At 65.8% G+C, this 24,569-nt stretch carries 28 protein-coding genes and 1 riboswitch; of the genes, 6 read left to right on the top strand and 22 right to left on the bottom strand.

What is annotated here, in order from left to right; translation table 11 throughout:
• The first annotated feature begins 36 nt into the window (after positions 1 to 36).
• Positions 37 to 516, top strand: a complete 480-nt coding sequence (locus E8E91_RS27475; protein ID WP_280368992.1) for a hypothetical protein — start codon at positions 37 to 39, stop codon at positions 514 to 516.
• Positions 517 to 696: 180 nt separating this feature from the next.
• Complete coding sequence (locus E8E91_RS27470; RefSeq protein WP_280380281.1) at positions 697 to 1,965, top strand: outer membrane protein transport protein; 1,269 nt, start codon at positions 697 to 699, stop codon at positions 1,963 to 1,965.
• Positions 1,966 to 2,021: 56 nt separating this feature from the next.
• On the opposite strand, the gene E8E91_RS27465 is transcribed toward E8E91_RS27470, so the two are convergent.
• From E8E91_RS27465 to E8E91_RS27455, 3 genes are all read right to left on the bottom strand, one after another.
• The gene (locus E8E91_RS27465) at positions 2,022 to 2,576 is read right to left on the bottom strand and encodes a redoxin domain-containing protein (RefSeq protein ID WP_280368987.1); all 555 of its coding nucleotides are present in this window, start codon (positions 2,574 to 2,576) and stop codon (positions 2,022 to 2,024) included.
• 171 nt (positions 2,577 to 2,747) lie between these two features.
• A complete protein-coding gene (locus E8E91_RS27460; RefSeq protein WP_280380279.1) occupies positions 2,748 to 3,953 on the bottom strand; it encodes an MFS transporter in 1,206 nt (401 codons plus the stop codon).
• A gap of 43 nt (positions 3,954 to 3,996) precedes the next feature.
• Positions 3,997 to 4,410: a MarR family winged helix-turn-helix transcriptional regulator gene (locus tag E8E91_RS27455; protein WP_280380277.1), complete on the bottom strand. Its 414-nt coding sequence runs from the start codon at positions 4,408 to 4,410 to the stop codon at positions 3,997 to 3,999.
• Between the two features lie 172 nt (positions 4,411 to 4,582).
• Here E8E91_RS27455 and E8E91_RS27450 point away from each other — a divergent pair, with 172 nt between their 5' ends.
• Together E8E91_RS27450 and E8E91_RS27445 are read left to right on the top strand one after the other, a co-directional pair.
• Entirely contained in the window at positions 4,583 to 6,403 is a 1,821-nt protein-coding gene (locus E8E91_RS27450) for an acyl-CoA dehydrogenase C-terminal domain-containing protein (RefSeq protein WP_280380275.1), read from the top strand.
• An 84-nt stretch (positions 6,404 to 6,487) separates the two neighbouring features.
• Positions 6,488 to 6,856: an endonuclease domain-containing protein gene (locus E8E91_RS27445; protein ID WP_280380274.1), complete on the top strand. Its 369-nt coding sequence runs from the start codon at positions 6,488 to 6,490 to the stop codon at positions 6,854 to 6,856.
• A 118-nt stretch (positions 6,857 to 6,974) separates the two neighbouring features.
• On the opposite strand, the gene E8E91_RS27440 is transcribed toward E8E91_RS27445, so the two are convergent.
• From E8E91_RS27440 to btuB, 11 genes are all read right to left on the bottom strand, one after another.
• Positions 6,975 to 7,706, bottom strand: coding sequence for an adenosylcobinamide-GDP ribazoletransferase (locus tag E8E91_RS27440; RefSeq protein WP_280380272.1), 732 nt, complete (start codon positions 7,704 to 7,706; stop codon positions 6,975 to 6,977).
• Complete coding sequence (gene cobC / locus E8E91_RS27435; RefSeq protein ID WP_280380270.1) at positions 7,703 to 8,269, bottom strand: alpha-ribazole phosphatase family protein; 567 nt, start codon at positions 8,267 to 8,269, stop codon at positions 7,703 to 7,705. The genes E8E91_RS27440 and cobC overlap by 4 nt, the downstream gene beginning before the upstream one ends.
• Positions 8,266 to 9,324, bottom strand: coding sequence for a nicotinate-nucleotide--dimethylbenzimidazole phosphoribosyltransferase (cobT, locus tag E8E91_RS27430; RefSeq protein WP_280380269.1), 1,059 nt, complete (start codon positions 9,322 to 9,324; stop codon positions 8,266 to 8,268). The genes cobC and cobT overlap by 4 nt, the downstream gene beginning before the upstream one ends.
• Positions 9,321 to 9,842, bottom strand: a complete 522-nt coding sequence (gene cobU / locus E8E91_RS27425) for a bifunctional adenosylcobinamide kinase/adenosylcobinamide-phosphate guanylyltransferase (RefSeq protein WP_280380267.1) — start codon at positions 9,840 to 9,842, stop codon at positions 9,321 to 9,323. Before cobU ends, cobT begins: the two co-directional genes overlap by 4 nt.
• Positions 9,843 to 9,929: 87 nt before the next feature.
• Positions 9,930 to 11,387, bottom strand: a complete 1,458-nt coding sequence (locus tag E8E91_RS27420; RefSeq protein ID WP_280380266.1) for a cobyric acid synthase — start codon at positions 11,385 to 11,387, stop codon at positions 9,930 to 9,932.
• Entirely contained in the window at positions 11,384 to 12,376 is a 993-nt protein-coding gene (gene cobD / locus E8E91_RS27415; protein ID WP_280380264.1) for a threonine-phosphate decarboxylase CobD, read from the bottom strand. The genes E8E91_RS27420 and cobD overlap by 4 nt, the downstream gene beginning before the upstream one ends.
• Positions 12,369 to 13,277, bottom strand: coding sequence for an adenosylcobinamide-phosphate synthase CbiB (gene cbiB / locus E8E91_RS27410; protein ID WP_280380263.1), 909 nt, complete (start codon positions 13,275 to 13,277; stop codon positions 12,369 to 12,371). The genes cobD and cbiB overlap by 8 nt, the downstream gene beginning before the upstream one ends.
• Positions 13,274 to 13,924: a 5,6-dimethylbenzimidazole synthase gene (gene bluB / locus E8E91_RS27405; RefSeq protein ID WP_280368964.1), complete on the bottom strand. Its 651-nt coding sequence runs from the start codon at positions 13,922 to 13,924 to the stop codon at positions 13,274 to 13,276. Before bluB ends, cbiB begins: the two co-directional genes overlap by 4 nt.
• Positions 13,921 to 15,219, bottom strand: coding sequence for a cobyrinate a,c-diamide synthase (locus E8E91_RS27400; RefSeq protein ID WP_280380261.1), 1,299 nt, complete (start codon positions 15,217 to 15,219; stop codon positions 13,921 to 13,923). The genes bluB and E8E91_RS27400 overlap by 4 nt, the downstream gene beginning before the upstream one ends.
• 66 nt (positions 15,220 to 15,285) lie before the next feature.
• Complete coding sequence (gene cobO, locus E8E91_RS27395) at positions 15,286 to 15,897, bottom strand: cob(I)yrinic acid a,c-diamide adenosyltransferase (RefSeq protein WP_280380259.1); 612 nt, start codon at positions 15,895 to 15,897, stop codon at positions 15,286 to 15,288.
• Between the two features lie 13 nt (positions 15,898 to 15,910).
• Positions 15,911 to 17,812 carry a TonB-dependent vitamin B12 receptor gene (gene btuB, locus E8E91_RS27390; protein ID WP_280380257.1) on the bottom strand — a complete coding sequence of 634 codons (1,902 nt, stop codon included), beginning with the start codon at positions 17,810 to 17,812 and terminating at the stop codon, positions 15,911 to 15,913.
• Between the two features lie 31 nt (positions 17,813 to 17,843).
• Positions 17,844 to 18,058, bottom strand: a riboswitch (cobalamin riboswitch).
• 262 nt (positions 18,059 to 18,320) lie between these two features.
• Here btuB and E8E91_RS27385 point away from each other — a divergent pair.
• Together E8E91_RS27385 and E8E91_RS27380 are read left to right on the top strand one after the other, a co-directional pair.
• Positions 18,321 to 18,608 (top strand): type II toxin-antitoxin system Phd/YefM family antitoxin, encoded by a 288-nt coding sequence (locus E8E91_RS27385; RefSeq protein ID WP_280380256.1) that lies wholly within the window; start codon positions 18,321 to 18,323, stop codon positions 18,606 to 18,608.
• On the top strand, positions 18,592 to 18,933 hold the full coding sequence (locus tag E8E91_RS27380; RefSeq protein ID WP_280380254.1) for a type II toxin-antitoxin system RelE/ParE family toxin: 342 nt from the start codon (positions 18,592 to 18,594) through the stop codon (positions 18,931 to 18,933). Before E8E91_RS27385 ends, E8E91_RS27380 begins: the two co-directional genes overlap by 17 nt.
• Before the next feature lie 96 nt (positions 18,934 to 19,029).
• Here the strand turns inward: E8E91_RS27380 and E8E91_RS27375 are convergent, their stop codons facing one another.
• The 8 genes from E8E91_RS27375 to ttcA form a co-directional block, all read right to left on the bottom strand.
• Complete coding sequence (locus E8E91_RS27375; protein ID WP_280380253.1) at positions 19,030 to 19,776, bottom strand: NAD-dependent deacylase; 747 nt, start codon at positions 19,774 to 19,776, stop codon at positions 19,030 to 19,032.
• A complete protein-coding gene (locus E8E91_RS27370; protein ID WP_280368951.1) occupies positions 19,777 to 20,097 on the bottom strand; it encodes a hypothetical protein in 321 nt (106 codons plus the stop codon).
• Between the two features lie 5 nt (positions 20,098 to 20,102).
• Positions 20,103 to 20,753, bottom strand: coding sequence for an O-methyltransferase (locus E8E91_RS27365; RefSeq protein ID WP_280380251.1), 651 nt, complete (start codon positions 20,751 to 20,753; stop codon positions 20,103 to 20,105).
• A 7-nt stretch (positions 20,754 to 20,760) separates the two neighbouring features.
• Positions 20,761 to 21,285: a C40 family peptidase gene (locus E8E91_RS27360; RefSeq protein ID WP_280380249.1), complete on the bottom strand. Its 525-nt coding sequence runs from the start codon at positions 21,283 to 21,285 to the stop codon at positions 20,761 to 20,763.
• 143 nt (positions 21,286 to 21,428) lie between these two features.
• The gene (locus E8E91_RS27355; protein ID WP_280380248.1) at positions 21,429 to 22,049 is read right to left on the bottom strand and encodes a C40 family peptidase; all 621 of its coding nucleotides are present in this window, start codon (positions 22,047 to 22,049) and stop codon (positions 21,429 to 21,431) included.
• Positions 22,050 to 22,118: 69 nt separating this feature from the next.
• Positions 22,119 to 22,883: an NAD-dependent deacylase gene (locus E8E91_RS27350; protein ID WP_280380245.1), complete on the bottom strand. Its 765-nt coding sequence runs from the start codon at positions 22,881 to 22,883 to the stop codon at positions 22,119 to 22,121.
• Between the two features lie 67 nt (positions 22,884 to 22,950).
• Positions 22,951 to 23,622 carry a DNA-3-methyladenine glycosylase I gene (locus E8E91_RS27345; RefSeq protein WP_280380243.1) on the bottom strand — a complete coding sequence of 224 codons (672 nt, stop codon included), beginning with the start codon at positions 23,620 to 23,622 and terminating at the stop codon, positions 22,951 to 22,953.
• Positions 23,623 to 23,711: 89 nt separating this feature from the next.
• Positions 23,712 to 24,536 carry a tRNA 2-thiocytidine(32) synthetase TtcA gene (ttcA, locus tag E8E91_RS27340; protein ID WP_151135525.1) on the bottom strand — a complete coding sequence of 275 codons (825 nt, stop codon included), beginning with the start codon at positions 24,534 to 24,536 and terminating at the stop codon, positions 23,712 to 23,714.
• Positions 24,537 to 24,569: the final 33 nt, after the last annotated feature.

The following is a 24,569-nucleotide window of genomic DNA, read 5'->3' as shown; positions in this document are numbered from 1 at the left end:
CGCCCCAGCCCCGCCGGCACCCTTCGCGAGGGCCAAATGGGAATAGCCGCCTGCGATCTCCGCCAACACGTGATACGACCGACGTTGCATTACCTGCAGCGCCCCTCCTCCACCGCCGAAACCCTCCTGCTGGGCGCCGCCGCATGCCAATCGGCACTGGGCTCCACCCTGGACTGCGGCAACGGACGCGGCCTCTATGGCATCAGCGACGAGCGCCACCAGCAGCTCTGGGACCATCACCTGGCGCTCGACCCGGACCTCGCCAGCCAGGTCCGCGGGCTGGCCAGCCAACATGCCTTCCTCGCCGCACCGCACCTGGAGCTGACCATCAACCTGCGCTATGCCACTGCCATCGCCTGGATGCTGGTGGAGTCGAGCGTCCTGGTGCTGCCCGCTGCCGACGACCTGATCGGCATGGCCATGATCTGGCGCCAGGTCTTCCATCCCGAAGGCAGCCCGAGAGACTTCATCGACGCCTGGCAACGCCATGTCGGAGGACTCAGCCAGGTCGCCTGATCACTGACCGATCAGTCAGGAACGACCGTGCCAGGCAATTTGCACGATCAGCGTAAATGCCGACAATTTCCATATTGTTCGACAATCTTACAAAGAAATTCGCCGAAAACAGCCAAGCTGGAAAGGCCTCCTGAATCCTGTTAGCGTGCCGGCCTTTGCACCACCGCTCAGGAGTTCACCGTGATAAGCAGAGTCTTCAAGACCGCCCTCGCCCTGGCCGTCAGCGCCGCTTCCAGCTACAGCCTGGCCGCTGGCTTTGCCCTCAACGAGCAAAGCGTCAGCGGCATGGGTACCGCCTTCGCCGGCCGTTCGTCCTCCGCCGATGACGCCACCACCGTGTACGGCAACCCCGCCGGCATGGCCCGCATCAAGCGCGAGCAGGTAAGCGTCGGCGCCGCCGCCATCTTCGCCAGGACCGACATCGACGATGCCCGCAGTACCTTCGGCGGCAGCAACGACGGCGACATGGTTCCCACCGTGGGCGTACCGATGGGTTATTACGTCAAGCCGATCGACGACAAATGGTCCTTCGGTCTCGGCATGTACGTGCCCTTCGGCCTGATCACCGACTACGAAACTGGCTTCGCCGGCCGTTATTACGGTGACAAGAGCGAAGTGCGCGTGATCACCCTGCAGCCCACCGTCAGCTACCGCATCAACGACCAGCTGTCGGTCGGTTTCGGCCCCACCATCAACCGTATCGACGGTGAACTGACTTCCGCGGTCCTCAACCCGCTGTCCCCGGGCCGCAACGACGGCAAGGTGAAGGTCAAGGGCGACGACACCGCAGTGGGCTTCAACGCCGGCGTGCTCTTCGAGCTGGACGCACGCACCCGCTTCGGCCTGACCTACCACTCCAAGGTGGATTACAAGCTGAAAGGCGACACCACGGTTTCCGGCAGCGGCCCGGTACTGGGCAGTTCCGCAGGCAAGTACGACGCCTCCCTGGAGCTGGAAACCCCGGAATCGGTCGACTTCTCCGTCACCCACGACCTGAACGACAGCTGGACGCTCTACGCCGGCAGCACCTGGACCCGCTGGAGCCGCCTGGAAGAGATCAAGGTAGAGAACGAAGGCGTTCGCGGCCTGCTGGCCCCGGCCCTCGGCACCATCACCGAAGAGCAGGACTGGCGTGACACCTGGTCCTATGCCGTCGGCGCCGCCTACAAGCTGAACCAGCAGTGGGTCCTGCGTGCCGGCCTGGCCTACGACCAGTCCCCGGCCCGCAACGAGTTCCGTTCGCCGCGCATCCCCACTGACGACCGCAAGATCTTCAGCCTGGGTGCCGCCTGGAGCCCGAACGACGACGTGACCGTCGATGTCGCCTACTCCTACCTGAAGGAAGAAGACGCCGACATCAACCAGGTCAACGCCAGCAAGGGGGCCTACCGCGCCACCTACAAGAACAGCGCCCACGGCCTGGGTGCGCAGCTGACCTATCGCTTCTGATCAGTCAGCAGGAAAAACAAAGCCCGGACGAGTCCGGGCTTTTTTTTGCCTGTCGATCAGGGTTGGCTCGCCAGCGCCTGCTCCACCGCCTTCAGCAGGTCGGGGTCATCCGGCTTGGTCAGGCTGGAGAAATGAGCGATCACCTTGCCCTGGCGGTCCACCACGTACTTGTAGAAGTTCCAGCGCGGCGTCTGTCCGGACTGGGCGATCAGCTCCTTGTAGAGCGGTGTCGCCTCGTCGCCGGTGACGTGCTGAGGCTGGGTCATGGCGAAGGTCACGCCGTAGTTCACGTAGCAGACCTTGGCGGTCTCCTCGTTGGAGGCGGCCTCCTGCTTGAAGTCGTCCGAAGGCACGCCCAGCACTTCGAGGCCCTGGTCCTTGTAGCGTTTGTAGAGCGCCTCCAGACCCTTGAACTGCGGGGTGAAACCGCAATGGCTGGCGGTGTTGACCACCACCAGCGGCTTGCCGGCGAAGCGCTGGCAGAGGTCGATGGTGTTCTTGGAGCGGAGTTGCGGCAGGTTGTGCTGCAGCAGCGAAGGACACTCGGCGGCCATGGCCTGGCCACCGAACAGGGCCAGCAGCGACAGTGACAGGATGGGCAAGGCTTTCATGGCGGGCTCCGGCGCGGATCGAGTGATCTGACTACGCTACCGCCGGGCAGGCCGACTAGCAATTGAATCCCAACTGCATCAGTGCCAATCCGCCTTGCTGCCAGCCCCACCAGCCAAGGGCCAGCAGCAGGCCGACCGCCAAGGCGCCGAGGATCCAGCCCAGGCGCAGGCTCATGCCGTCCCGACGGACTGCAGGCGCGCTACCGGCTGCTCGCGCACCGGCCAGTTCAGCACCGCTGCCATCAGACTGAGGAAGATGGATATCTGCCATACCAGTTCGTAACTGCCCGTGTGGTCATAGAGATAGCCCCCCAGCCAGCCGCCGAGGAAGGCGCCCAACTGGTGGAACAGGAAAACGATACCACCGAGCATGGACAGGTTGCGCACGCCGAACAGGGTTGCGACGGTGCCGTTGGTCAGGGGAACGGTAGACAGCCACAGCAGCCCCATGGCCATGCCGAATGCGTAGGCGCTCCAGATGGTCAGCGGCGAGTAGACGAAAGCCACGATCACCACGCCGCGCAGCAGGTACAGCGCAGTCAGCAGCTTCGGCTTGGCATGGCGGCCACCGAGCCAGCCGGCGATATAGGTACCGAACACGTTGAACAGCCCCACCAGCGCCAGCACCGTGGTGCCCACCGAGGCCGGCAGATGCTGGTCCACCAGATAGGCCGGCAGGTGCACGCCGATGAACACCACCTGGAAGCCGCAGACGAAGAAGCCCAGGGCCAGCAGCCAGAATCCCGAATGGCCGGTGGCTTCGCGCAGCGCCTCGACCAGGCTCTGTTCATGGGCCTGGGGCGGCGGCGGGTTGTCCTTGAGCAGCCCCACCAGCGGCACGATCAGCGCCACCAGCAGGCCCAGCGCCAGCAGCGCGGACGACCAACCGAGCCAGCCGATCAAACCGAGGGTGCCGGGCAGCATGGCGAACTGGCCGAAGGAACCGGCAGCCGCAGCGATGCCCATGGCCATGCTGCGCTTCTCCATTGGCACGGCACGCCCGACGACGCCGAGGATCACCGAGAACGAAGTGCCCGACAGTCCGATACCGATCAGCAGGCCGGCGCTGACCGAGAGCGACAGGGCCGAATCGGAGAAGCCCATCAGCACCAGCCCCAGGGCGTAGAGCACGCCGCCGACGATCACCGTCTTCGCCGCGCCGAAGCGGTCGGCCAGGGCACCGGTGAAGGGCTGCGCCAGGCCCCAGATGAGGTTCTGCAAGGCGATGGCGAAGGCGAACACTTCCCTGCCCCAGCCGAACTCGCTGCTCATGGGCGCCAGGAACAAGCCGAAGCCGTGGCGAATGCCCAGCGACAACGCCAGGATCAGCGACGCCCCCAGGAGAACCCAGCCACTCGTACGCCATACCGAAGTCATAGAAAGTCCTTTGCGGGTATATACCCGTATTCCAGCGAAAATATCAGTCGATATGTTCCAGATCATCCAGCAGCGCCATCAGCTCTGCCCGCTTCTCCAGTCCCATGCGTTGCCCCAGCTGCACCTGTACCTGCTCCCAGGCCTGCAGCGCCTCATCCAGGCAGGCGCGCCCGGCCGGCGTCAGGGAAACCAGGCGATTGCGCTGGTCCTCGCCACCTTCCAGATGCACCAGCTCCCTGGCTTCCAGCACCTTGAGGTTGCGCCCCAGCGTGCTGCGATCCAGCCCCAGCGCTTCGGCCAGGCTGGTGATGCTCGGCTGGTCCAGACGGGCCAGGTTCTTCAGCAGCGAATACTGGGCGACATTCACCCCGACACCGGCGAGGGCATCGTCGTAAAGCCGGGTCACGTTACGGGTGGCACGGCGCAGCTTGGTACAGAGGCATTGGGTCGGCAACATGGATGCGTGTATATACCCGTATCAACCGGAACGTCAATCGAAGGCTGCGTACTAACGATGGCCGGACACCCGCCGATTGTCCCAAGTGCCAGACGAAGCCGTTGCCGCTGCCAAGGCTCCCGCCCCATCCGACCTCGTATAAACCGGGCCATCAACGCACGCCGAGGTCACCATGCCCAGCTACAAAGCCCCGCTGCGCGACATGCGCTTCCTGCTCAATGAAGTCTTCGACTTTCCCGCCCACTATCGCGCCCTGGCCAACGGTGGCGAGGCCACGCCGGACATGGTGGAAGCCATCCTCGGCGAATGCGCACGGCTCTGCGAGGAAGTGATCGCCCCGCTCTACCACACAGGCGACGAGGAAGGCTGCCACCTGGAGAACGGCGAAGTCCGCACGCCCAAGGGCTTCAAGGAAGCCTACGACGCCTATGTGGCCGGCGGCTGGCAAGGCCTGTCGCACCCGGTGGAGTACGGTGGCCAGGGCCTGCCCATGAGCCTGGGCGCGCTGAAGCAGGAAATGCTCGGCACCGCCAACTGGCCCTTTTCCATGTACCCCGGCCTCTCCCTGGGCGCCATGAACACCCTGATGCAGCATGGCACCGAAGAGCAGAAGCAGACCTACCTGGTCCCCCTGACCGAAGGCCGCTGGGGCGGCACCATGTGCCTCACCGAACCCCAGTGCGGCACCGACCTGGGCCAGGTGAAGACCCGCGCCGAGGCCAATCCCGATGGCAGCTATGCCCTGACCGGCACCAAGATTTTCATCTCCTCCGGCGAGCACGACCTGACCGAGAACATCGTGCACATCGTCCTCGCCCGCCTGCCGGACGCGCCCAAGGGCACCCGTGGCATCTCCCTGTTCATCGTGCCCAAGTTCCTTCCCGGCGCAGATGGAGGCCTCGGCGAACGCAACGGGGTGAGCTGCGGCGCGCTGGAGAAGAAGATGGGCATCAAGGCCTCCAGCACCTGCGTGATGAACTTCGACGGCGCCACCGGTTTTCTCATCGGCCCGCCGAACAAGGGCCTGGAATGCATGTTCACCTTCATGAACAGCGCCCGCATCGGCACCGCTATCCAGGGCGTGGCCACCGCGGAACTGGCCTACCAGGGCGCCCTCGCCTACGCCCGAGAACGCCGCTCCATGCGCGCCCTGTCCGGCACCAAGGAGCCCGGCTCGGTGGCCGACCCGCTGATGGTCCATGGCGACGTGCGGCGCATGTTGCTGACTCAGAAAGCCGTGGCCGAAGGCGGCCGCGCGCTGGTCTACCTCGCCACTCAATACGCCGACCGCATGATCGAAGGCATCCTGCATAAGGACGAGCAGCAATACGCCCACTGGGACGACAAGCTCGGCTTCCTCACCCCCATCCTCAAGGGCTGCCTGACCGAACTGGGCCTTGAAAGCGCGAACCTCGGCATGCAGGTGTTCGGCGGCCACGGCTACATCCGCGAGCACGGCATGGAACAGATCGTCCGCGACGCGCGCATCGCCACCCTCTATGAAGGCACCACCGGCATCCAGGCCCTCGACCTGCTGGGCCGCAAGGTGCTGCTGATGACCCAGGGCAAGGCCGTGCGCGACTTCACCGGCCAGATCGCCCGCTTCGCCCTGGACCTGCTGAAAACCGAACCCGCCATGCGCGGCCGCGCCCTGATGCTGCTGAAACTTGCGGCCGAGTGGAACTGGCTGACACTGCGCATCGCCCTGCGCGCCCGCAAGGACCGCGACCTGGTCAGCACCGCCAGCCACGACTTCCTGATGTACTCCGGCTACGCCGCGCTGGCCTATTCCTGGGCCCTGCAGGAGCGCGCGGCTCGCGCGCGGCTGCGCGAAGGCGGTTCGGAATCCGCCGAGTTCTACCGCGCCAAACTGGCCACCAGCGACTTCTACTTCGCCCGCCTGCTACCCCGCGCGAAAGGACATGCGGCGGCGATGCTGAAGCCGACGCGGTCGGTGATGGGGCTGGCGAGTGAGCATTTTGTGTTTGAGTAGATCGGGGGAGTCGCGAGGGAATTTCGGACGGTTCCGAAGCTGATTGCATGGAAGATCGAGTCTTTCCACATGGGAGGAATGGCCATGGAAAGGCTCGAGTTCGCCAGACAGCTCAGGGCGGAGCAGACGGATGCGGAGCAACGGCTTTGGCAGCATCTGCGTGCAAAGCGGTTACTCGGATTGAAGTTTCGCCGGCAGAAACCCATTGGGCCCTATATCGTCGACTTCATCTGCCAGGAAAGGATGCTGGTGATAGAAGTGGACGGCGGACAGCATCTTGAAAGTGGTTCTGATCAGGCACGAGACGCCTGGTTGATCAGACGGGGATTCCGGGTTCTGCGGTTCTGGAACCACGAAGTGCTGCTGGAGACTGAAGCCGTGCTTGAAGCCATCCGATTGGCGGCGGAGGAAGCGTATCCCGGCAATCCCCTCTCCCCCAGCCCCTCTCCCTGAAGGGCGAGGGGAGCTTGTCCGTGCCAGAACATCGCTCGGAGCTGCCGGAATATCCCGACCATTCAGGCGCGAGTCACCCCTCTCCACTTCAGGGAGAGGGGCCGGGGGAGAGGGCGCATCAGACAAACAACGCCACCCCCACCAACACCCCCACCTCCACAATCTCCACCATCGCCCCCGCCGTATCCCCGGTCGTCCCCCCCAGCCGCTGGACGAACCGACCACGCAGCCACGCGAAGACAACCAGCGCCATCACCAACGCAATCCACGCCACCCAACCGAACAGCAACATCACCACCGCCTGCCCACCCAACCACAGCGGCAGTTCCCGGCGCGGCAGGTGTTCGGCCAGCGCCTGGCCCAGACCGCCGGGACGCACGTATGGGGTGGTGAGGAACAGTAGCGGCAGCATCCCCCGCGCCAGCCAGGGCGCCAGCATCAGGGGCAGCCACTGCCCCTTCTGCAACAGCGCAGCCAGCGCGGCGAACTTGAGCAACAGCACCACTACCAGTACGACCACGGCGATGGGGCCGCTGCGGGGGTCCTTCATGATGGTCAGGGTGCGTTCACGATCACCGTAGCCACCCACCCAGGCATCCGCCGTATCGGCTAGACCGTCCAGATGCAGGCCACCGGACAATCCCACCCAGAGCGCCAGCAACAACGCCGACGACAGCAGGACCGGACGGCCGTCCAGCAGCCAGGCGCCTGCCAGCAACAGCGCGCCGATCAGCACGCCTACAAGCGGATACCAGAGCAGCGATCGGCCGATCTGCCGGGGCTCAGGCATGCCCGGCAGGCGCACAGGCAGACGGGTGAGGAACTGCAGGGCGATCAGCAACGGCGTCATGGGCGTTCCCGCAGGCCGTGTTCGTCGAAGGCCAGGTGGAACAGCTCCCCGTGGGCGACTTCCACCTGCATCAGCTGGCTACGCGGCAGTTGCCGAGCGCGGGCCACCAGGATGCGGATCACCCCGCCGTGGGTGACCAGCAGCACCCGCTTGCCGGCGAAGCGTTCCCGCAGGCGCTCGCCGGCCGCCAGCACCCGTGCTTCGAAATCCAGCAGGGTTTCGCCGTCCGGCGGCGTGTAGCTGTAGGGGTCGTTCCAGAACAGCCCCAGGCCTTCGGCGTGATCCTCCATGAGCTGCGCCGCGCTACGGCCCTCCCACTGGCCAAAGTGCAGTTCGCGCAGGTCGGCATCGAAACTCAGCGGTAGGCCGAGTCGCGTCTCTAGCTCGCGAGCGAAGGCAGCGCAACGCTGCAAAGGCGAGCTCACCAGCACGTCCCAGGGGCCCGCACCTTCGATGCCGGCGCGCATCTGCACCCAGCCGGTTTCGGTCAGGGCGTCGTCCAGGCTGCCGCGAAAGCCGCCGCCCAGCTCGGTTTCACCGTGGCGCAGGAGGTCGAGTTTCATGCAGGGCGGTCCGACACGGAAGCTTCGGCGAACGTGGCCATGCCGCCGTGCAGGTCACAGGCCAGGCGCAGCAGCGGCAGGGCGACGGCCGCACCGCTGCCTTCGCCCAGGCGCAGGCCCAGGTCCAGAAGCGGCTGTGCTTCCAGCGCTTCGAGCACGGCGACATGACCGGGCTCGGCGGAACGATGGGAGAACAGCAGCCACTCGCGGCACGCGGGGTTCAGGCGCACGGCACAAAGCGCCGCCACGCTGCAGATGAAACCATCCACCAAGGCTGGCAGGCCCAGCTGGGCGCAGGCGAGGTAGGCGCCGGTCAACGCCGCCACTTCGAAGCCGCCAAGGCGGCGCAGGGTTTCCTGCGGGCTGTCGCATTCCTTCCGGTGCAAGGCCAGGGCGTGCTCGATCACCTGGATTTTGTGCGCCACGCCGTTGCCATCCAGCCCGGTGCCGGGGCCGGCCAGCGCGGTGGCCGGCAGCTCCAGCAGGGCGCAGGCCAGGGCACTGGCGGTGGTGGTGTTGCCGATGCCCATCTCGCCGCCGACATAGAGGTCGGCACGGGCGCCCAGGGCGCGCTCGACGCTCGAACGCCCCGCCTGCAGGGCAATCAGGCACTGTGCGGCGGTCATCGCCGGCTCACGGGCGAAGTTCGCCGTACCGGCCCCGACATGCAGGTGCAGCACACCTGGCAGCGGTTCCAGCGGCAGTGCGGTGCCCAGGTCCACCAGTTCCAGGGTGGCGCCGAGGCTTTTGGCCAACACGCTGATGGCGGCGCCGCCTCGGACGAAGTTGCGCAGCATCTCGCCGGTCACTGCCTGCGGATAGGCGGACACGCCCTCCTCCACCACACCGTGGTCGCCGGCGAATACGGCGAACCAGGGACGGTCGACAGCGGGCCGTTCACGCCCTTGCTGGGCAGCCAGGGTGATGGCCAGATCTTCCAGTTGGCCGAGTGCGCCGCGGGGCTTGGTCAGCTGGTCCTGGCGGGCCTGGGCCTTGGCGCGGGCCACCGGGTCGAGCGGCTGGCAGGGTGCCTGCCACCAATGCAGTGAAGTCATAGGGGGTCTCCCTTGAGAGTCATGGGCAGGCCGGCGACGGTGAAGATCACCCGCTCGCTGCGTTCGGCCAGGGCTTGGTGCAGCCAGCCGGCTTCGTCGACATAGCGACGGGTCAGTTCACCAAGGGGCACGACGCCGAGGCCGGTTTCATTGCTGACCAGCAGTACGCGGCCGGGCAGCGTGGCGATGCAGCCGAGCAGCGCCTCACGCTCCTCGTCCAGCCGCGCCGGGTCGTCCAGCATCAGGAGGTTGGTCAGCCAGAGGGTCAGGCAGTCCACCAGCAGGCAGGTATCGGCGGCGGCGTTCTCGCGCAGCACGCGGGCGAGTTCCACTGGTTCTTCCACCAGGCCCCAATGCTCGGGGCGGCGGGCGCGGTGATGGGCCACCCGCGCGCTCATCTCGCCGTCGAGCGGCTGGCTGGTGGCGATGTAGATGACCTTGAGGCCACTTTCAGCCGCCAGCTTCTCCGCCAGCCGGCTCTTGCCGGATCGGGCTCCGCCAAGGATGAGTTCAGGCATCGGTAAACCTCGTGGGTCGCAGGGCACGCCCGTGGGAGCCAGCTTGCTGGCGAAGGGTGGTCCGAAGGTTCGCCAGCAAGCTGGCTCCTACAGAGAGAGTCCGCACAGTGATCGCAGCCTCCCAGTATCCAGGTGCTTCTCCACCTGATCGGCCAGGCGTTCGATGTCGCGCTCACGCAAGGCGTGGTAGTCCACCGACTGCACGACGGAAAGTCCGGCCCAGCGCAGGATGGCGGCAGTGGCGCCGGACGATTCGAACAGGCCGTGCAGGTAGGTGCCCAGGACCTGGCCATCGGTGCTTCGCGCGCCGTCGGCACGGCCGTCATCCAGCATCACGGCAGGATTTTCCAGGCCCGCGCCGGTGGTGACGCCGGCATGGATCTCGTAGCCACTCACTGCCGCGCCATCCGGTAGCAGGCGGCCGCTGACGTTGCGCAGCTGCTTCTCCGGCTCCAGTAAGGTATCCACGTCCAGCAAGGCGAGACCTGCGCTCTCCCCTGCCGGCCCTTCCAGGCCATGGGGGTCGGCGATGGTGCGGCCGAGCATCTGGAGGCCCCCGCAAATACCCAGCACCTTGCCGCCGTAGCGCAGGTGGCGTTGCAGCGCCTGGTCCCAGCCATGTTCACGCAGCCGCGCGAGGTCGGCGCGCACGCTCTTGGAGCCGGGCAGGATGATCAGGTCCGCCGGCGGAATGGGCTGGCCGGGGGCGACGAAGCTGAGCTGCACCTGCGGATGCAGGCGCAGGGGATCGAAGTCGGTGTGGTTGCTGATGCGCGGCAGCACCGGCACCGCCACCCGCAGCGGTTCGCCGGACTTGGCAGCCTGGCGCAGGTCGATGGCGTCCTCGGCTTCCAGGTGGAAATCGGTGAGATAGGGCAGCACGCCCAGCACCGGTTTGCCAGTGCGCTGTTCCAGCCAGTCCAGCCCCGGCTTGAGCAGCGCGATGTCGCCCCTGAAGCGGTTGATGACGAAACCCTTCACCCGCGCCTGCTCGCTTTCCGAGAGGAGTTCCAGGGTGCCCACCAGATGGGCGAAGACGCCGCCACGGTCGATATCAGCCACCAGGATCACCGGGCAGTCCACCGCCTCGGCGAACCCCATGTTGGCGATGTCGTTGGCCCGCAGGTTGATCTCCGCGGGCGAACCGGCGCCCTCGACCATGACCACGGAATACTGGTTGCAAAGGCGCTGGTGAGACTCCAGCACCGCCGCCATCGCGACCTTCTTGTAGTCGTGGTAGGCGGCGGCATTCATGCTGGTGACGGCGCGGCCGTGGATGATCACCTGGGCGCCGATATCCGTATTGGGCTTGAGCAGCACCGGGTTCATGTCGGTGTGCGGCGCCAGAGCGCACGCCTGGGCCTGAACCGCCTGGGCGCGGCCGATCTCGCCACCGTCGGCGGTCACCGCGCTGTTCAGCGCCATGTTCTGTGGTTTGAAGGGTGCCACTGCCACACCCTGGCGCTTGAGCCAGCGGCACAGCGCCGTCACCAGGGTGCTCTTGCCGGCGTCGGAGGTGGTGCCCTGCACCATCAGGGTGGTCATGGACGCTCCTTGGAGTAGTCGATCAGGGCCCCGCCCAGCCGCTCCCAGCCGGCCTCGTCCGGCGGCAGGCCGAAGCGCAGGCTGGCCGGCGATTCGAACAGCCGGGTGAGGATGCCGCGAGCGGCGAGGAATTCGTGCAGGGCCAGTGCGTCGTCACGCAGCAGACGCTGAAACAGCGCCGTACCGCCACTGGCTGGCAGGCCGCAGTCGCGCAGCAGGCTCTCCAGCCGCTGTCCGTCCCTCAACAGGGCTTCCCGCTGCCGGTTCTGGCCCGCCTGATCCTCTAGAAGGGCCTTGGCCAGTGCGCGCGCCGGGCCGCTCACCGCCCAGGGGCCGAGCCACTCTTCGAGCCGCTGCAGCAGCTGCGGCTCGGCCAGTACGAAGCCCAGGCGGATACCCGCCAGGCCGAAGAACTTGCCGAAGGAACGCAGCACCACCAGCCCCGGTAACGGGCAATCACCCGCCAGGCTTTCCTGCGGCGTGCAATCCATGAAGGCTTCGTCCACCAGCAGCCAGCCGCCCTTCCCCGCCAGCCGCGCCCGCCACTCCAGCAGGGTCTGCCGGTCAAGGCGCTGACCGGTGGGGTTGTTGGGGTTGACCACCAGCAGCACGTCGAATCGTTCCAGTTCACGCTCGGCGGTTTCCGCATCCAGCGCTTCCAGCTCGTGACCCTCGCGGCGCCAGGCATGGGCGTGCTCGGCGTAGCAAGGCGAGATCACCCCTACCCGGCTGCGCTCACGCAGGCGCGGCAGGGCCTGGATCGCCGCCTGGGAACCGGCCACCGGCAGCAGGGATGCACAGCCGTAATAGCGGCGGGCCGCCTCTTCCAGGCCATCGTCCAGTTCGGGCAGGCGCGCCCAGGCGGCTGCCGGAATGGCCGGCAAGTCCCAGCCATAGGGCGCGATGCCGGTAGAAAGATCGAGCCAGTCAGCCTCGGCTATGCCATAGCGCCGCGCCGCTGCGCGCAGCCGTCCACCATGTTCAAGCAAGGAACCAGCCTCCGATGATCAGTACCGCCAGCCAGAGCATCACGCCCTGCCGCACCAGGTCCATGGCGCGGCTGATATCTTCCGCCCGCGCCGCCGGGCCTTCGCCCAGCACCGGCCGTTGATGCAACTCGCCGTGGTAGACGGCAGGTCCGCCCAAGGCCACGCCCAGGGCGCCGGCACCTGCGGCCATTACCGGACCGGCGTTGGGGCTGTCCCACTGCGGTGCTTGTTGGCGCCAGCAGCGCAGGGCCAGGGCGGTCTTGCCGAGCAGCGCGTAGGTCAGCGCCACCAGACGGGCCGGGATGTAGTTGAGCACGTCGTCGATGCGCGCCGCCGCCCAGCCGAAGCGCTCGAAGCGCTCATTGCGGTAGCCCCACATGGCGTCGAGGGTGTTGGACAGCCGATAGAGCACCACGCCCGGGGCGCCGGCCACGGCGAACCAGAACAGCGCGGCGAACACCGCATCGCTGCCGTTCTCCAGCACCGACTCGGTGGCAGCGCGGGCCACGGCGGACTCATCCAGCTCACGGGTTTCGCGGCTGACCATGTAGCCCACGCGCTTGCGTGCTTCCGGCAGGTCGCCCGTTTGCAGGGCGTTGGCCACGGGCTCGGCGTGTTCATTGAGACTACGCAGGCCGATGGCGGCATAGAGGGCGATCACCCCCACGAGCCAGCCAATGTAGGGCAGCTCCGAGAGCAGCCCGACGCCTAAAGTCAGCGGCAGTACTGCCAGCACCCAGGCACTCACGCCATGGCTGCGCCAGCCACGGCCGCCCGGATTGAAGCGGCGCTCCAGGCGGTTGGCGAACTTGCCAAAGGCCACCAGCGGGTGCCAGCCCTTTGGCTCGCCGAACAGGGCGTCCAGCGCCACCGCGCCGAGGGTGAACAGTCCCAGACTCATGGACGCTGCCCCCAATGGTTCTCGAACACCAGCTCGGCCAGCGGACGCGGCTGGGCCCAGCCTTCGAGCGCGAGCATGGGCGCCGGGTAGAACTCGGTCACCGGCCCCAGGCAGAGCACCGCCAGGGGCTTGCTGCCCTCGGGCATCCCCAGCAGTTCGGCCAGGGCCGCAGGATCGAACAGGGACACCCAGCCCATCCCCAGGCCTTCAGCGCGAGCCGCCAGCCAGAGGTTCTGGATGGCGCAGGAAAGCGAGGCGAGGTCCATTTCCGGCAGAGTGCGGCGACCGAACACGTGGGCTTCGCGACCATCCATCAGGGCCGCCACCAGCAGTTCAGCGCAGTCGCGGATACCTTCCACCTTGAGCCGCATGAATTCGTCGGAGCGTTCGCCCAGGGCTTCGGCGGTGCGTACCCGCTCGGCTTCCACCAGGGCATGAATGTTTTCCCGCAACTCATTGGCGGTGACGCGGATAAAACGCCAGGGCTGCATCAGCCCGACACTGGGCGCCTGGTGGGCCGCCTCCAGCAAGCGCGCAAGCAGCTCGGGGGCTACCTCGCCGCCGCTGAAGTGGCGCATGTCGCGGCGCTCGGCGATGGCCCGGTAGACCGCTGCGCGCTCATCCGGGCTGAAGGCGTGTTCGCTCATGGTCGGAACAGCTCCACGGCCGCCCGGGGATTGGACGGCAGGTAGAAGTGAATGTAGGAGGCGGTCAGCCGGCCGCTGCGGAACACCGCCTCGGCCACCGGTTTGTCATTCGGGCAGAGGCCGCGAACCAGGGGTTCCAGCGGTGAATCCAGCAACGAATGGTGGAAGGTGTGACCACGCAGCTTGCCTTCCGGCAGCGGTGCTTCCTGCAGGGCCAGCGCCGCCAGGCGCTTCTGCATGGTGGCGCGGCCGGGTAGCAGACCAACCAGCTCAGCACTCTCGCCGCTCGCATCGGTCAGGGCGTCGAGCAGGTAAAGCATGCCGCCGCACTCGGCGAGAATCGGCTTGCCCGCCCCATGGTGCGCGCGGATGGCCTCGGCCATGGCACGGTTGCGTTGCAGTTGGCGCAGATGCAGTTCGGGATATCCGCCGGGCAGGTAAAGGCTGTCCACCTCGGGCAGGTGCTCATCGGCCAGCGGCGAGAAGTACACCAGCTCGGCCCCCAGTCGCTGCAGCAGGTCGAGGTTGCCCTGATAGAGGAAGGCGAAGGAGGTATCCCGCGCGACGCCGATGCGCACGCCGGCCAGCTCTTCACCGATGTCCTGCACCTCGGGCGCGGCGAAGCTCACCGCCGGCGGCAAGGCTACTTCGGCGCTGGCGGCCAGGGCATCGGCGGCGGCGTCGAGGCGCGCGTCCAGGTCCGCCAGTTCTTCGGCCTGTACCAGGCCCAGGTGACGGCTGGGCAGTTCCACTTCCGCGCTGCGCGGCAAGGCGCCGTACCAGCGAATCCAGTCCGGCAGGCTGTCGCGGATCAGGTCGCTGTGACGCTGGCTACCAACACGATTACCGAGCACGCCGGCAAAGGGCAGGTCCGGCTGGTAGGTGGCCAGGCCTACGGCCAGGGCGCCGAAGGTCTGGGCCATGGCGGCGCCATTGATCACGCCGAGCACCGGCACACCAAAGTGGCGCGCCAGGTCAGCGGCCGAGGGCGATCCGTCGAACAGCCCCATCACGCCCTCGATCAGGATCAGGTCGGCCTCCCCCGCCGCTTCCCAGAGCAAGCGGCGGCTTTCCGCCTCGCCCACCATCCACAGGTCCAACTGGTAGACCGGAGCTCCGGATGCTCGGGCAAGGATCATCGGGTCGAGGAAGTCCGGTCCGCACTTGAACACCCGCACGCGCTTGCCCTGGCGGGCGTGCAGGCGGGCCAGGGCGGCAGTGACGGTGGTCTTGCCCTGGCCGGAGGCGGGGGCAGCAATCAGGAGTGCGGGGCAGCTCCGGGTGAGGTCAGACATTGCGAGCCCTCTCCCCGCCCCTCTCCCTGAAGGGAGAGGGGGCAAAAGCAGCGACGGTGCCGATCATCAGAACTCCACGCCCTTCTGGGCTTTCACGCCGGACTTGAAGGCGTGCTTGACCAGGGTCATTTCGGTGACGGTGTCGGCGGCGTCGATCAGCCCCTGGGGCGCGCCACGGCCGGTGGCGACCACGTGCTGGCGCTCGGGGCGGGATTCGATGTCCCGCAGTACGTCATCCAGTTCCAGGTAGCCGTGCTTGAGGGCGATATTCAGCTCATCCAGTACCACCAGGCCTACTTGCGGATCGTCCAGCAGGCCACGGGCCACGGCCCAGGCAGCGCGTGCTTTCTCGATGTCGCGCTGGCGGTCCTGGGTGTCCCAGGTGTAGCCCTCGCCCATCACGTGGTAGCTGACTTCTTCAGGGAAACGGCGGAAGAAGTTCTCTTCGCCCGTGGACATGCCGCCCTTGATGAACTGCACCACGCCGACCTTGAGGCCGTGGCCGAGAGCGCGGGCGACCATGCCGAAGGCCGAGCTGCTCTTGCCCTTGCCATTGCCGGTGTGCACCAGCAGCAGGCCGTACTCATCCTGGGCCTGGGCGATCTTCTCGTCGATCACGGCCTTCTTGCGTTGCATGCGGGCCTTGTGGCGGGCGTCGCGGTCGGCGGATTCGGTCATCAGAAGGTCCTCGTCACAGAGCTTGGTAACGGACGGTGAAAAACACTGCCTGTCCCGGCTGGTTGAAGTCCAGCGCGGTTTCGTAGTCGGCGTTCAACAGGTTGGTCACCTTGACTTGCAGGCGCCATTCCTCGGTCAGCCAGTATTCGCCACGCAGGTCGACGGTGGCGTAGCCGGCCAGACGGTCGTCGTTTTCCACGTCGTCGAAACGCCGACCTTCGGCATGCAGGGTGGCGCCGAGGCCGAAGCGCCCGATGCGGCGATCGAGGTCCAGGTTGAAGACCTCGCGGGCACGGCGCGGCAGTTCATTGCCGTGGTTGGCGTCGCGGGCGCGGTTCTCGGTGTCGAGCAGGGTCGCGTTGGCCTGCCAGTCCCAGCCCAGCCAATGGCTGCCGAGCACCAGTTCGATGCCGTCGATGCGTGCCTTGCCGATGTTGTTGGGGCTACCGAACAGCCCCAGCCCGGAGTTCGCGTCATGCACAATCATGTCATCGACATTGGTGCGGAAGGCGTTCGCGGACCAGCGCCCCCAGTCGTGCTCACCGGCCAGGCCGACCTCGAAGGTCTCGGAGGTTTCCGCGTCCAGGTTCGGGTTGCCGTAGTCGGGGAAGTACAACTCGTTGAAGCTCGGTGCCTTGAAGGCGGTGCCGTAACTCAGACTAAAGCGCACTGCATCGGTCAGGGCGTAACCCCAGGCGGCGTTGCCGGTGTCGTGGGTGCCGAACTGCTCGTTGTCGTCGCGGCGCAGGCTGAGCTGCCAGTCCTGGCGCCCATGCTCACCGAGGTACTGGGCGAACCAGCCCTTGTTCAGCCGCGAGTCCTTGGCGAATGCGGTGGAACCGCTGACTTCGTCCAGCTGCCAGTCGTAGCCCAGGGTCAGCACGTGACCTGCAGCCAGGGTCAGGTCGTTCAGCCAGGATGCCGAGTTGCGCTGGGAATCGAATTGCGACGAGAAGAGACCGCCGGTCTCCTCGCGGGACAGGTCTTCGCTGCGGCCCGCTTGCAGGGTCACGTCCCAGGGCTCCAGCGGACTGAAGCGTGCGCGACCGCCGATGAGCCGCTGCTCGTTGTCGGCATTGGCGTTCCACCCACCACCCACGCTGTAGGGGCTGACCAGGTCGTAGTCGTTGTGGGCCTTGGCGCGCATCAGGGTGCCGTCGAGTTCCAGGCCATTGTCGAAGCGATAGCCGGCGCGCAGGTTGCCGGACAGGTTGCGATAACCGTCTGCATCAGGCTCGTGATAGCTGCTGCGCGCATTGAGTGCGTCGATGCCGTCGGTGTCCTGGCTGCTGACGCCGAGGCTGTACCAGGCCTGGCTGTCGCCGCCCGAAACGCCGGCGCTGCCGTCATAGCTGTCGTGGGTGCCGTAGCCTGCCGAGAACCAGGGCTTGGCGCCGTCCTGCCCACCCTTGCGGGTGAAGATCTGGATCACGCCGCCGATGGCTTCGGAGCCGTAGAGACTGGAGCGCGGACCGCGAACCACCTCGATGCGGTCGATCAGCTCCACCGGCAGATCCTGGAAGGCGGTGAGACCGTTGCTGACCGAGCCCACCTTGACGCCGTCAATCAGCACCAGCACGTGGTCCGACTCGGTGCCACGGATGGATACCGTGGTCTGCTTGCCCGGCCCGCCGTTATTGCTGAGGGTCACGCCCGGCACCCTGCGCAGAAGCTCGGGCACCGAGCGGGCCTGGCTGCGCTCGATCTCTTCGCGTTCGATCACGGTGCTGGCGGCCAGGCTGGCGCGTACCGGCCGTTCGCTACGGGTCGCGGTGACCACCTGCTCGTCCAGCGTCAGGGGCGCGGCGGCCAGGAAGGGGGAAATGGAAGTACCGCCGAGCAGCGCAAGCGCCGCCGGCCTGAAGAAAGGCTTGCGAATCAAGGTTGGATCTCCGTCGTGCCACCCGCGCGACATCTCAGTGGGTACTGCATGCGGAACCATCCGCGATGCCCTATGTGCGACAGGCCGGTCTCCGGGCTTGCGAGTGGAGCGATGTGCTCCTGTGCCGCGCCTTCCCATGCTGGAGCACAGTGGCCGATTGCGGCATTCGACTCGCCTACCGTTGCGGGGGCAGCGCCGGATTCTTCGAAGGAATGGACCGGCTTCCCTGTTTCACCCCGTAGGCCAAAGCCAAGGGGCACCTGAGGCAGCGGCGAAGGTTAGAGGGTGCGCGGGGTAGCGTCAAATCGGACAGGGCGTACGGCAGGTCAGGCAATTTCCCAACGAATCGATCCCGTAGGGTGGAAGGCGCCTTCCACTTCCACCAGCGCTACGGCACGGCATTCAATTCACCTGGCAATTTCGGCCCGAACTTCCAATTGATGAAAGCCTGAATTCAGACTATAAACGGACCGATCGATTCACGCTCTTTGGGGCGCTTCATCCCGCCGGGATGCAACGTCCTCACCACCTGGGAGATGCCATGAAAATCCAGACCATCAGCTATCTGAAGCAGCATGCTGCCTCGCTGGACCTCAGCGAGCCCATGGTGATCACCCAGAATGGCGTACCGGCCTATGTGGTCGAGTCCTACGCCGAACGCCAGCGCCGTGACGAAGCGTTGGCGCTGATCAAGTTGCTGTCCTTCGCCGACCGCGATGTGGCAGAAGACCGCTTGATCTCGGGTGACACCCTGCTGGAACGACTCAAGCAGCGCAGCCCTGCTGCTCAGGAAACGCCGGGAGACGCCCAGGATGAGCAAAACGATTGAGATCGCCTACGCCTCGACAGCCGAGGAAAGCCTGATCGCCCAGATTCACCACCTCACGCCCTACCATGGACCCGAAGAAGCCCAGTTGCGACTGATCCAGCTGGTCAGGAGCGCCGAAAAACGCCTGAAGTCACACCCGCTTGCCGCCCCGATATGCGAGCAGGCCGCCCTCCTCGGCATTCGCCATTATCGAGAACTGCATATCGGCGAATACCGCATCCTCTATCGCTACCTTGAGCCCGAGGCACGAGTCGTAGTGGCACTATTCCTGCGCCAGAAGCAGAGCATCGAGGAACAGCTCGTCAACTATTGCCTGATGCGTTGAAGTCGAGCGTCAAGCGAATCTCAGGTGCAGGCGCTCCGCCAGTGCGCAGCGCAATCCAACGCCCCGATGATGGGTTTCGCTTCGCTCTACCGCATCCTACGTCTGCGAACCAGCCCAGGCGGTTGCCAATAGCGCCGCCATCACCTCCCCCGCCGCACCTTGCAGGCAAAGATCGGCGCGTGCGCTGAGGGGCGTGGGGTGCGGATTGATTTCCACCAGGTAGGCGCGGTGGCGTTTGGCCAGGAACGGCAGTTCAGCCGCTGGGTAAACCAGGCTGGAGGTGCCGATGCTGAGGAACAGGTCGGTGTCCTGGCTGGCCTCGGCAGCTGCCTCCAGCGCGGTTTCAGGCAGGCTCTCGCCGAACCAGACCACTGCCGGGCGTAGCAGGCCACCGCATTCGCAGCACGGGATGCCGCGAACATCTTCCGGCCAGTCGCCGCCATCACGCCGGCACTTGAAGCATTTCAGGCGATGGATATTGCCGTGCAGTTCCAGGGGCGCGGTGCTGCCGGCGCGCTGGTGGAGACCGTCGACGTTCTGGGTGATCAGGGTGACCTTCGGCAGCCGCTGTTCCAGTGCAGCGATAGCCAGGTGCGCCGGGTTGGGCTGTACCGCCAGGCAGCGCTCACGGCGCCAGGCGTACCAATCCCAGACCGTCTGCGGATCAGCGCGGAAGCCCTCGGGGCTGGCCAGTTCCTCGGGGCGGTATTTCGCCCAGAGGCCGGTCTGGGCGTCACGGAAGGTCGGGATTCCGCTCTCGGCGGAAACGCCGGCGCCAGTGAAGATCACCAGATGGCGGGTATTCCGGAGGCGGGAGACAAGGTCGTCGGGGATGCGTGTCATTCAGTGCCTCGGGGTGAAGCCCGCCGGCTTGCCCGCAAGCCAGTCGACGAAGGTGCGCAAACGTTCGTCGCCCAGCAGGGCATCGCGGTTGTTGTAGGTCAGGGCCAGCTCCTTCTCGCTGAACAGCTTGTGGATCTGGTTATGGCAGGGGCGGCAGACCCAGAGGGTGGCGGTGATGCGCTCGCTCTTGCCGAAGCGCTTCTGCACATAGGGCTTGTCGTGCAGCGCCTTGGGGATCAGGTGATGGCGGGTCAGCGTCGATGCGCGGCCACAGAGTTCGCAGGCATCGGGCTGGGGTGGAAGGCGGATTGGCTCGGGCATGCCCTTCAGCGCTTGCGGCAGAGGGTCAGGCCGTCGCCCACCGGCAACATCGAGAGGTCGACGCGCTGATCGTTCTTCAGGGCCAGATTGAGCGCCTGGATGGCGCGGGTGTCGGGGTCATCCGGCTGTCGTTCCAGGACCCGACCGCTCCACAGCACGTTGTCGAACAGGATCAGCCCGCCCGTGCGCGTCAGGCGCAGGGCTTGTTCCAGATAGGCCGGGTAATTGGCCTTGTCGGCGTCGATGAAGATCAGGTCGAAACTGCCGTCTTGCAGACCCGCGAGAGTGTCCAGCGCGGGGGCGAGGCGCAGCTCGATGCGCCCGGCAAGGCCAGCGTCCTGCCAATAACGACGGGCGACGGCGTTGTAGTCGCCGGGCAGGTCACAGCAGATCATTTGCCCATCGTCAGGCAGCTCGGCGGCCATGCACAGGGCGCTGTAGCCGGTGAAGGTGCCCACCTCGAGGATGCGCCGAGCGCCGGTGAGCTTGACCAGCATGGCCATGAACTGCCCCTGCTCCGGCGCGATCTGCCAGCGGGCCATGGGCAATGCGGCGGTTTCAGCGCGCAGACGCTCAAGGAGAGGCGACTCCCGCAGCGAAACCTTGAGGAGATAGCCGTAGAGGGCGTCGTCCAGGTTCAGCGTGCGGTTGGTCATGGATACCTCAGTGGGATTGCGCCAGACGTGGATCGAAGATTACGCGCTTGGCACTGAGATAGCTTCGTTGCCAGTAGCTGTTCGACAGACTGTCGAGTCGCACCGTTCCGCCGGTGCGTGGCGCATGGACGAAGCGCCCCTCGCCCACATAAATGCCGGCGTGGCTGACCTGGCCGCCGCCATTGGTGGCGAAGAACACCAGATCGCCGCTTTGCAGGGCATTGATGCCAATGCTGGGGGCGCGCATGGAAATCAGTTCGCGGGTGGAGCGCGGCAGGCTGATGCCCGCGGCGTCGCGGTAGACGTAGCCGATGAGGCCACTGCAGTCGAAACCGCTGTCCGGGGTGTTGCCGCCCCAGCGATAGGGCGTGCCTACCAGGCCGAGAGCGCGGAACAGCACGTCTTCGGCGGCCGGCGAGAACTGCTGGACAAGGGTGGTGACGACAGGAGGGGAAGGCGGCGGCGCCTTGCTCGCACAAGCGGTGAGCAGCGAGGCCAGGGCAAGAATGGCAAGGCGGTCCGGTGCGAGCATGGCAAGTCAGTCCTGACTTGAAGAATGCTCGCTAATTTGCTGATCTCACAGTGATATTGCAAGAGGTAGCTGTGCGATTGTGCACAAAAAAGCCGAGGCGGCCATGAAGGCCGCCTCGGCTTGTCGTCTCGAACCCGGCTGGATCAGCGATGCAGCGGGTGGCGAGTCGCGGTGTTCATGGCCAGGACGCGCTTGGCTTCCATGTAGCTGGCCTTCCAGTAGCGGTCGTCGAGGCTGTCGACGCGCACACCGCCGCTGCGGCTGCTGCTGGAGTGAATGAACTGGTCGTCGCCGATATAGATGCCGGCGTGGCTGACGCGGCCACGGCCACGGTTGTTGAAGAACACGATATCGCCAGGTTGCAGCTCACTGCGGGCGATCACCGGGGCATCCAGGTTGATCATCTCGCGAGTGGAGCGCGGCAGCTGGATACCGGCTTCTTCCTTGAACAGGTAACCCACGAAGCCACTGCAGTCGAAGCCGGTCTTCAGGGAACGGCCACCGAAGCGGTAGGGGGTGCCCACCAGCTCGAAACCGCGCTCCAGCAGACCATCCGACAGGGACGGCATCTGATACGGCTCATCATCGGTGAGGTTCGCCAGGTCCAGAGCAGTCGGTTCACGATCCGCCAGCAGCGAATCAGGAGCGCCGTCGGCTACGGGAGCCGCAGTCTGGAACTGGGGTTGCTGCTGCACGTTGTTTGCGCAAGCGGCGAGAAACAGGGCGAAGGTGAGAGGCACGAGGGGTGCGAAGCGCTTCAGCATGGGCACGACCGTGTCGAATAGTTTTTGATGAAGGCGCGACTATGCCCTCTATCAAACCCATTTGCAAATTTAATCGACTGAAATGTGACTTAGGAGTCCCTGCAAAACATCTAAGGCCTTTCCTCTGAGGTGAACATCGACGACGGGGCTGAGGTCGGTGAGCGCCGGATTGATCTCCACAGTGAAGCCGCCTGCTTGGCGGGTGCGGATGACGGGCTCGATGATGTAAGGAAAGCTCGCCGTGGTTCCCACCGAGATCACCGCATCGAATCCCTTGCGTAGCTCGGCGTAGAGTCTGTCGATGGCTTGCTCAGGGAGCATTTCTTCGAACAGCACCACGGGTGGGCGGAGAATACCACCACAGTCATGACATTTGGGAGGCATTTCCCCTGCCAGATGTCGGGCAAGGTCGGAACTTTCCGCCCCGCAGGACTGGCAGAACAGCGGCGACAGTTCGCCATGGATCTCGATCAGCCGCTCCGGCGGCGAACCCGCCTGGCGGTGGTAGCCGTCGATGTTCTGGGTCAGCACCCAGCACTCCGGCTTGAGCTGTTGCAGTTGTGCGATGGCTTCATGACCGGCGTTCGGCCGGGCATCGAGGCAGGCGCGGCCGAGTTGGGCGAGGTATTTCCAGCAGAGCGCCGGATTGCGACGCAACATCGGGCCGGAAAGCGCTTCCTCTATAGGCAGGCCCTCCTCCGTCACGCCGTTGTAGAGGCCGCCCAGGCCCCGGTAGGTAGGCAGCCCCGAATCCGCCGACAACCCGGCCCCAGTGATCACCAGAATTCGTTTGGCAGCCTTCAGGACTGCCGCTACACGCTGGATATCCGACATGATTCGTCCCCCTGTTCCGCTCGGCGCCCAGTGTCCGCCCGCAGGAACGGGCGGTGCAACCGCCGGCTCAGTGGTTGACGGTGTGCGCCAGCATCACGGAAAGCTGGCAGAGGGGACGGCCGCTTTCGGCGTGCCACTGGTTGAAGGCGGCTTGCACCTGGGCCAGGTCTTTCTGGCTGGTGGGTGCCTTGTCGATGATGTCCTGGGCCTTGAGGGCCGCGACCATGTCATCGGTAGGGATGAAGGTGTCCTTGCCGACCATGCGCAGGAGGCGCGGCGCCGACAGTCCGCCCAACTGGTTGCCGTGCTTGGCCAGGTATTTCCACAGGCCGACGATGTCGGTCGCCGGCCAGTCGGCGATCAAGGCACCGAAGCTGCCCTTCTCCCGCGCCACATCCAGCACGAACTGGGCATTGCGCGGCACGCTCTTGAGCTTGCCCAGGTGGCGGATCAGGCGCGTGTCCTGCATCAGCCGCTCCAGGTGCTCGGCCCCCATCAGCACCACCTTCTGCGGGTCGAAGCCAAAGAACGCCTCCTCGAAGGCCGGCCACTTGGCATCCACCAGGCTGTGCTTGAGGCCCGCACGGAACACCCGCAACGCCATCAGCGACAGGTAGCGGTCATCACTGAGCGCCCGCAGCTCGGCATCACTGCGCGGCTGCGGCAGACGCGCTTCCAGGGCCTCGGCCGAGCCAAAGCGGTTCAGGCAATACTCTTGGAGCCAGCGGTAATCGCGCATGGGGAGTCCTTTCGAGGCAGAACGATTCCCTGTAGGAGCCAGCTTGCTGGCGAACCTTCGCGAGCAAGCTCGCCCCTACATGGGCACAGTCAGATGTTGACGACGTCCAGGGTGCGCGGCGCCGCGGTTTCGTCGATGCGCAGATTGACGAAGTCGAACAGATTGCGGTCCGCCAGCTGCGACGGCACCACGTTCTGCAGGGCGCGGAACATGATCTCGGTGCGGCCCGGCGACTTGCGCTCCCACTCGTTGAGCATTTCCTTGACCACCTGGCGCTGCAGGTTCTCCTGGGAACCGCAGAGGTTGCACGGGATGATCGGGAACTCCTTGAGAATGGAGTAGGCCTCGATGTCGGCCTCGTTGCAGTAGGCCAGCGGGCGGATCACCACGTTGCGGCCATCGTCCGCGCGCAGCTTCGGCGGCATGGCCTTGAGGGTGCCGCCGTAGAACATATTGAGGAAGAAGGTTTCCAGGATGTCGTCGCGATGGTGACCCAGGGCCATCTTGGTCGCGCCGATCTCGTCGGCGTAGGTGTAGAGCGTGCCACGGCGCAGGCGCGAGCAGAGCGAGCAGGTGGTCTTGCCTTCCGGGATCTTCTCCTTCACCACCGAGTAGGTGTCCTTCTCGATGATGTGGTACTGCACGCCGATGGATTCCAGGTAGGCCGGCAGCACGTGCTCGGGGAAGCCGGGCTGCTTCTGGTCCATGTTCACGGCCACGATCTCGAACTTGATCGGCGCGACCTTCTGCAGGTACAGCAGCACGTCCAGCATGGTGTAGCTGTCCTTGCCGCCGGACAGGCAGACCATGACCTTGTCGCCATCCTCGATCATGTTGAAGTCGGCGATGGCTTCGCCGGCCAGGCGGCGGATGCGTTTCTGCAGTTTGTTCTGGTTGACCGAAAGGGTGCCCATGGTGCTCTGAAATCCGGGGGAGATGCGAAAAGC

The organism is Pseudomonas sp. BN515 (genome assembly GCF_029873155.1).
In the GTDB taxonomy this organism is placed as follows: domain Bacteria; phylum Pseudomonadota; class Gammaproteobacteria; order Pseudomonadales; family Pseudomonadaceae; genus Metapseudomonas.
Note: the sequence above shows the minus strand (reverse complement) of the source record. Positions and strands in the feature narration are given on the sequence as shown.

What these genes read in the sequence shown, in the direction of transcription:
- cobU (WP_280380267.1), bottom strand. Translation starts at nt 9,842, where the DNA reads ATGCCTGAACTCATCCTTGGCGGAGCCCGATCCGGCAAGAGCCGGCTG.
- E8E91_RS27420 (WP_280380266.1), bottom strand. Translation starts at nt 11,387, where the DNA reads ATGACCACCCTGATGGTGCAGGGCACCACCTCCGACGCCGGCAAGAGC.
- E8E91_RS27365 (WP_280380251.1), bottom strand. Translation starts at nt 20,753, where the DNA reads ATGACCAACCGCACGCTGAACCTGGACGACGCCCTCTACGGCTATCTC.
- E8E91_RS27355 (WP_280380248.1), bottom strand. Translation starts at nt 22,049, where the DNA reads ATGCTGAAGCGCTTCGCACCCCTCGTGCCTCTCACCTTCGCCCTGTTT.
- cobO (WP_280380259.1), bottom strand. Translation starts at nt 15,897, where the DNA reads ATGACCGAATCCGCCGACCGCGACGCCCGCCACAAGGCCCGCATGCAA.
- E8E91_RS27445 (WP_280380274.1), top strand. Translation starts at nt 6,488, where the DNA reads ATGGAAAGGCTCGAGTTCGCCAGACAGCTCAGGGCGGAGCAGACGGAT.
- cobC (WP_280380270.1), bottom strand. Translation starts at nt 8,269, where the DNA reads ATGAAACTCGACCTCCTGCGCCACGGTGAAACCGAGCTGGGCGGCGGC.
- E8E91_RS27375 (WP_280380253.1), bottom strand. Translation starts at nt 19,776, where the DNA reads ATGACACGCATCCCCGACGACCTTGTCTCCCGCCTCCGGAATACCCGC.
- E8E91_RS27465 (WP_280368987.1), bottom strand. Translation starts at nt 2,576, where the DNA reads ATGAAAGCCTTGCCCATCCTGTCACTGTCGCTGCTGGCCCTGTTCGGT.
- E8E91_RS27455 (WP_280380277.1), bottom strand. Translation starts at nt 4,410, where the DNA reads ATGTTGCCGACCCAATGCCTCTGTACCAAGCTGCGCCGTGCCACCCGT.
- E8E91_RS27385 (WP_280380256.1), top strand. Translation starts at nt 18,321, where the DNA reads ATGAAAATCCAGACCATCAGCTATCTGAAGCAGCATGCTGCCTCGCTG.
- E8E91_RS27460 (WP_280380279.1), bottom strand. Translation starts at nt 3,953, where the DNA reads ATGACTTCGGTATGGCGTACGAGTGGCTGGGTTCTCCTGGGGGCGTCG.
- E8E91_RS27345 (WP_280380243.1), bottom strand. Translation starts at nt 23,622, where the DNA reads ATGCGCGATTACCGCTGGCTCCAAGAGTATTGCCTGAACCGCTTTGGC.
- E8E91_RS27400 (WP_280380261.1), bottom strand. Translation starts at nt 15,219, where the DNA reads ATGTCTGACCTCACCCGGAGCTGCCCCGCACTCCTGATTGCTGCCCCC.
- cbiB (WP_280380263.1), bottom strand. Translation starts at nt 13,277, where the DNA reads ATGAGTCTGGGACTGTTCACCCTCGGCGCGGTGGCGCTGGACGCCCTG.
- E8E91_RS27380 (WP_280380254.1), top strand. Translation starts at nt 18,592, where the DNA reads ATGAGCAAAACGATTGAGATCGCCTACGCCTCGACAGCCGAGGAAAGC.
- ttcA (WP_151135525.1), bottom strand. Translation starts at nt 24,536, where the DNA reads ATGGGCACCCTTTCGGTCAACCAGAACAAACTGCAGAAACGCATCCGC.
- E8E91_RS27475 (WP_280368992.1), top strand. Translation starts at nt 37, where the DNA reads ATGGGAATAGCCGCCTGCGATCTCCGCCAACACGTGATACGACCGACG.
- cobT (WP_280380269.1), bottom strand. Translation starts at nt 9,324, where the DNA reads ATGACTTCACTGCATTGGTGGCAGGCACCCTGCCAGCCGCTCGACCCG.
- E8E91_RS27350 (WP_280380245.1), bottom strand. Translation starts at nt 22,883, where the DNA reads ATGTCGGATATCCAGCGTGTAGCGGCAGTCCTGAAGGCTGCCAAACGA.
- btuB (WP_280380257.1), bottom strand. Translation starts at nt 17,812, where the DNA reads ATGTCGCGCGGGTGGCACGACGGAGATCCAACCTTGATTCGCAAGCCT.
- E8E91_RS27440 (WP_280380272.1), bottom strand. Translation starts at nt 7,706, where the DNA reads ATGACGCCGTTGCTGATCGCCCTGCAGTTCCTCACCCGTCTGCCTGTG.
- E8E91_RS27370 (WP_280368951.1), bottom strand. Translation starts at nt 20,097, where the DNA reads ATGCCCGAGCCAATCCGCCTTCCACCCCAGCCCGATGCCTGCGAACTC.
- E8E91_RS27450 (WP_280380275.1), top strand. Translation starts at nt 4,583, where the DNA reads ATGCCCAGCTACAAAGCCCCGCTGCGCGACATGCGCTTCCTGCTCAAT.
- bluB (WP_280368964.1), bottom strand. Translation starts at nt 13,924, where the DNA reads ATGAGCGAACACGCCTTCAGCCCGGATGAGCGCGCAGCGGTCTACCGG.
- E8E91_RS27360 (WP_280380249.1), bottom strand. Translation starts at nt 21,285, where the DNA reads ATGCTCGCACCGGACCGCCTTGCCATTCTTGCCCTGGCCTCGCTGCTC.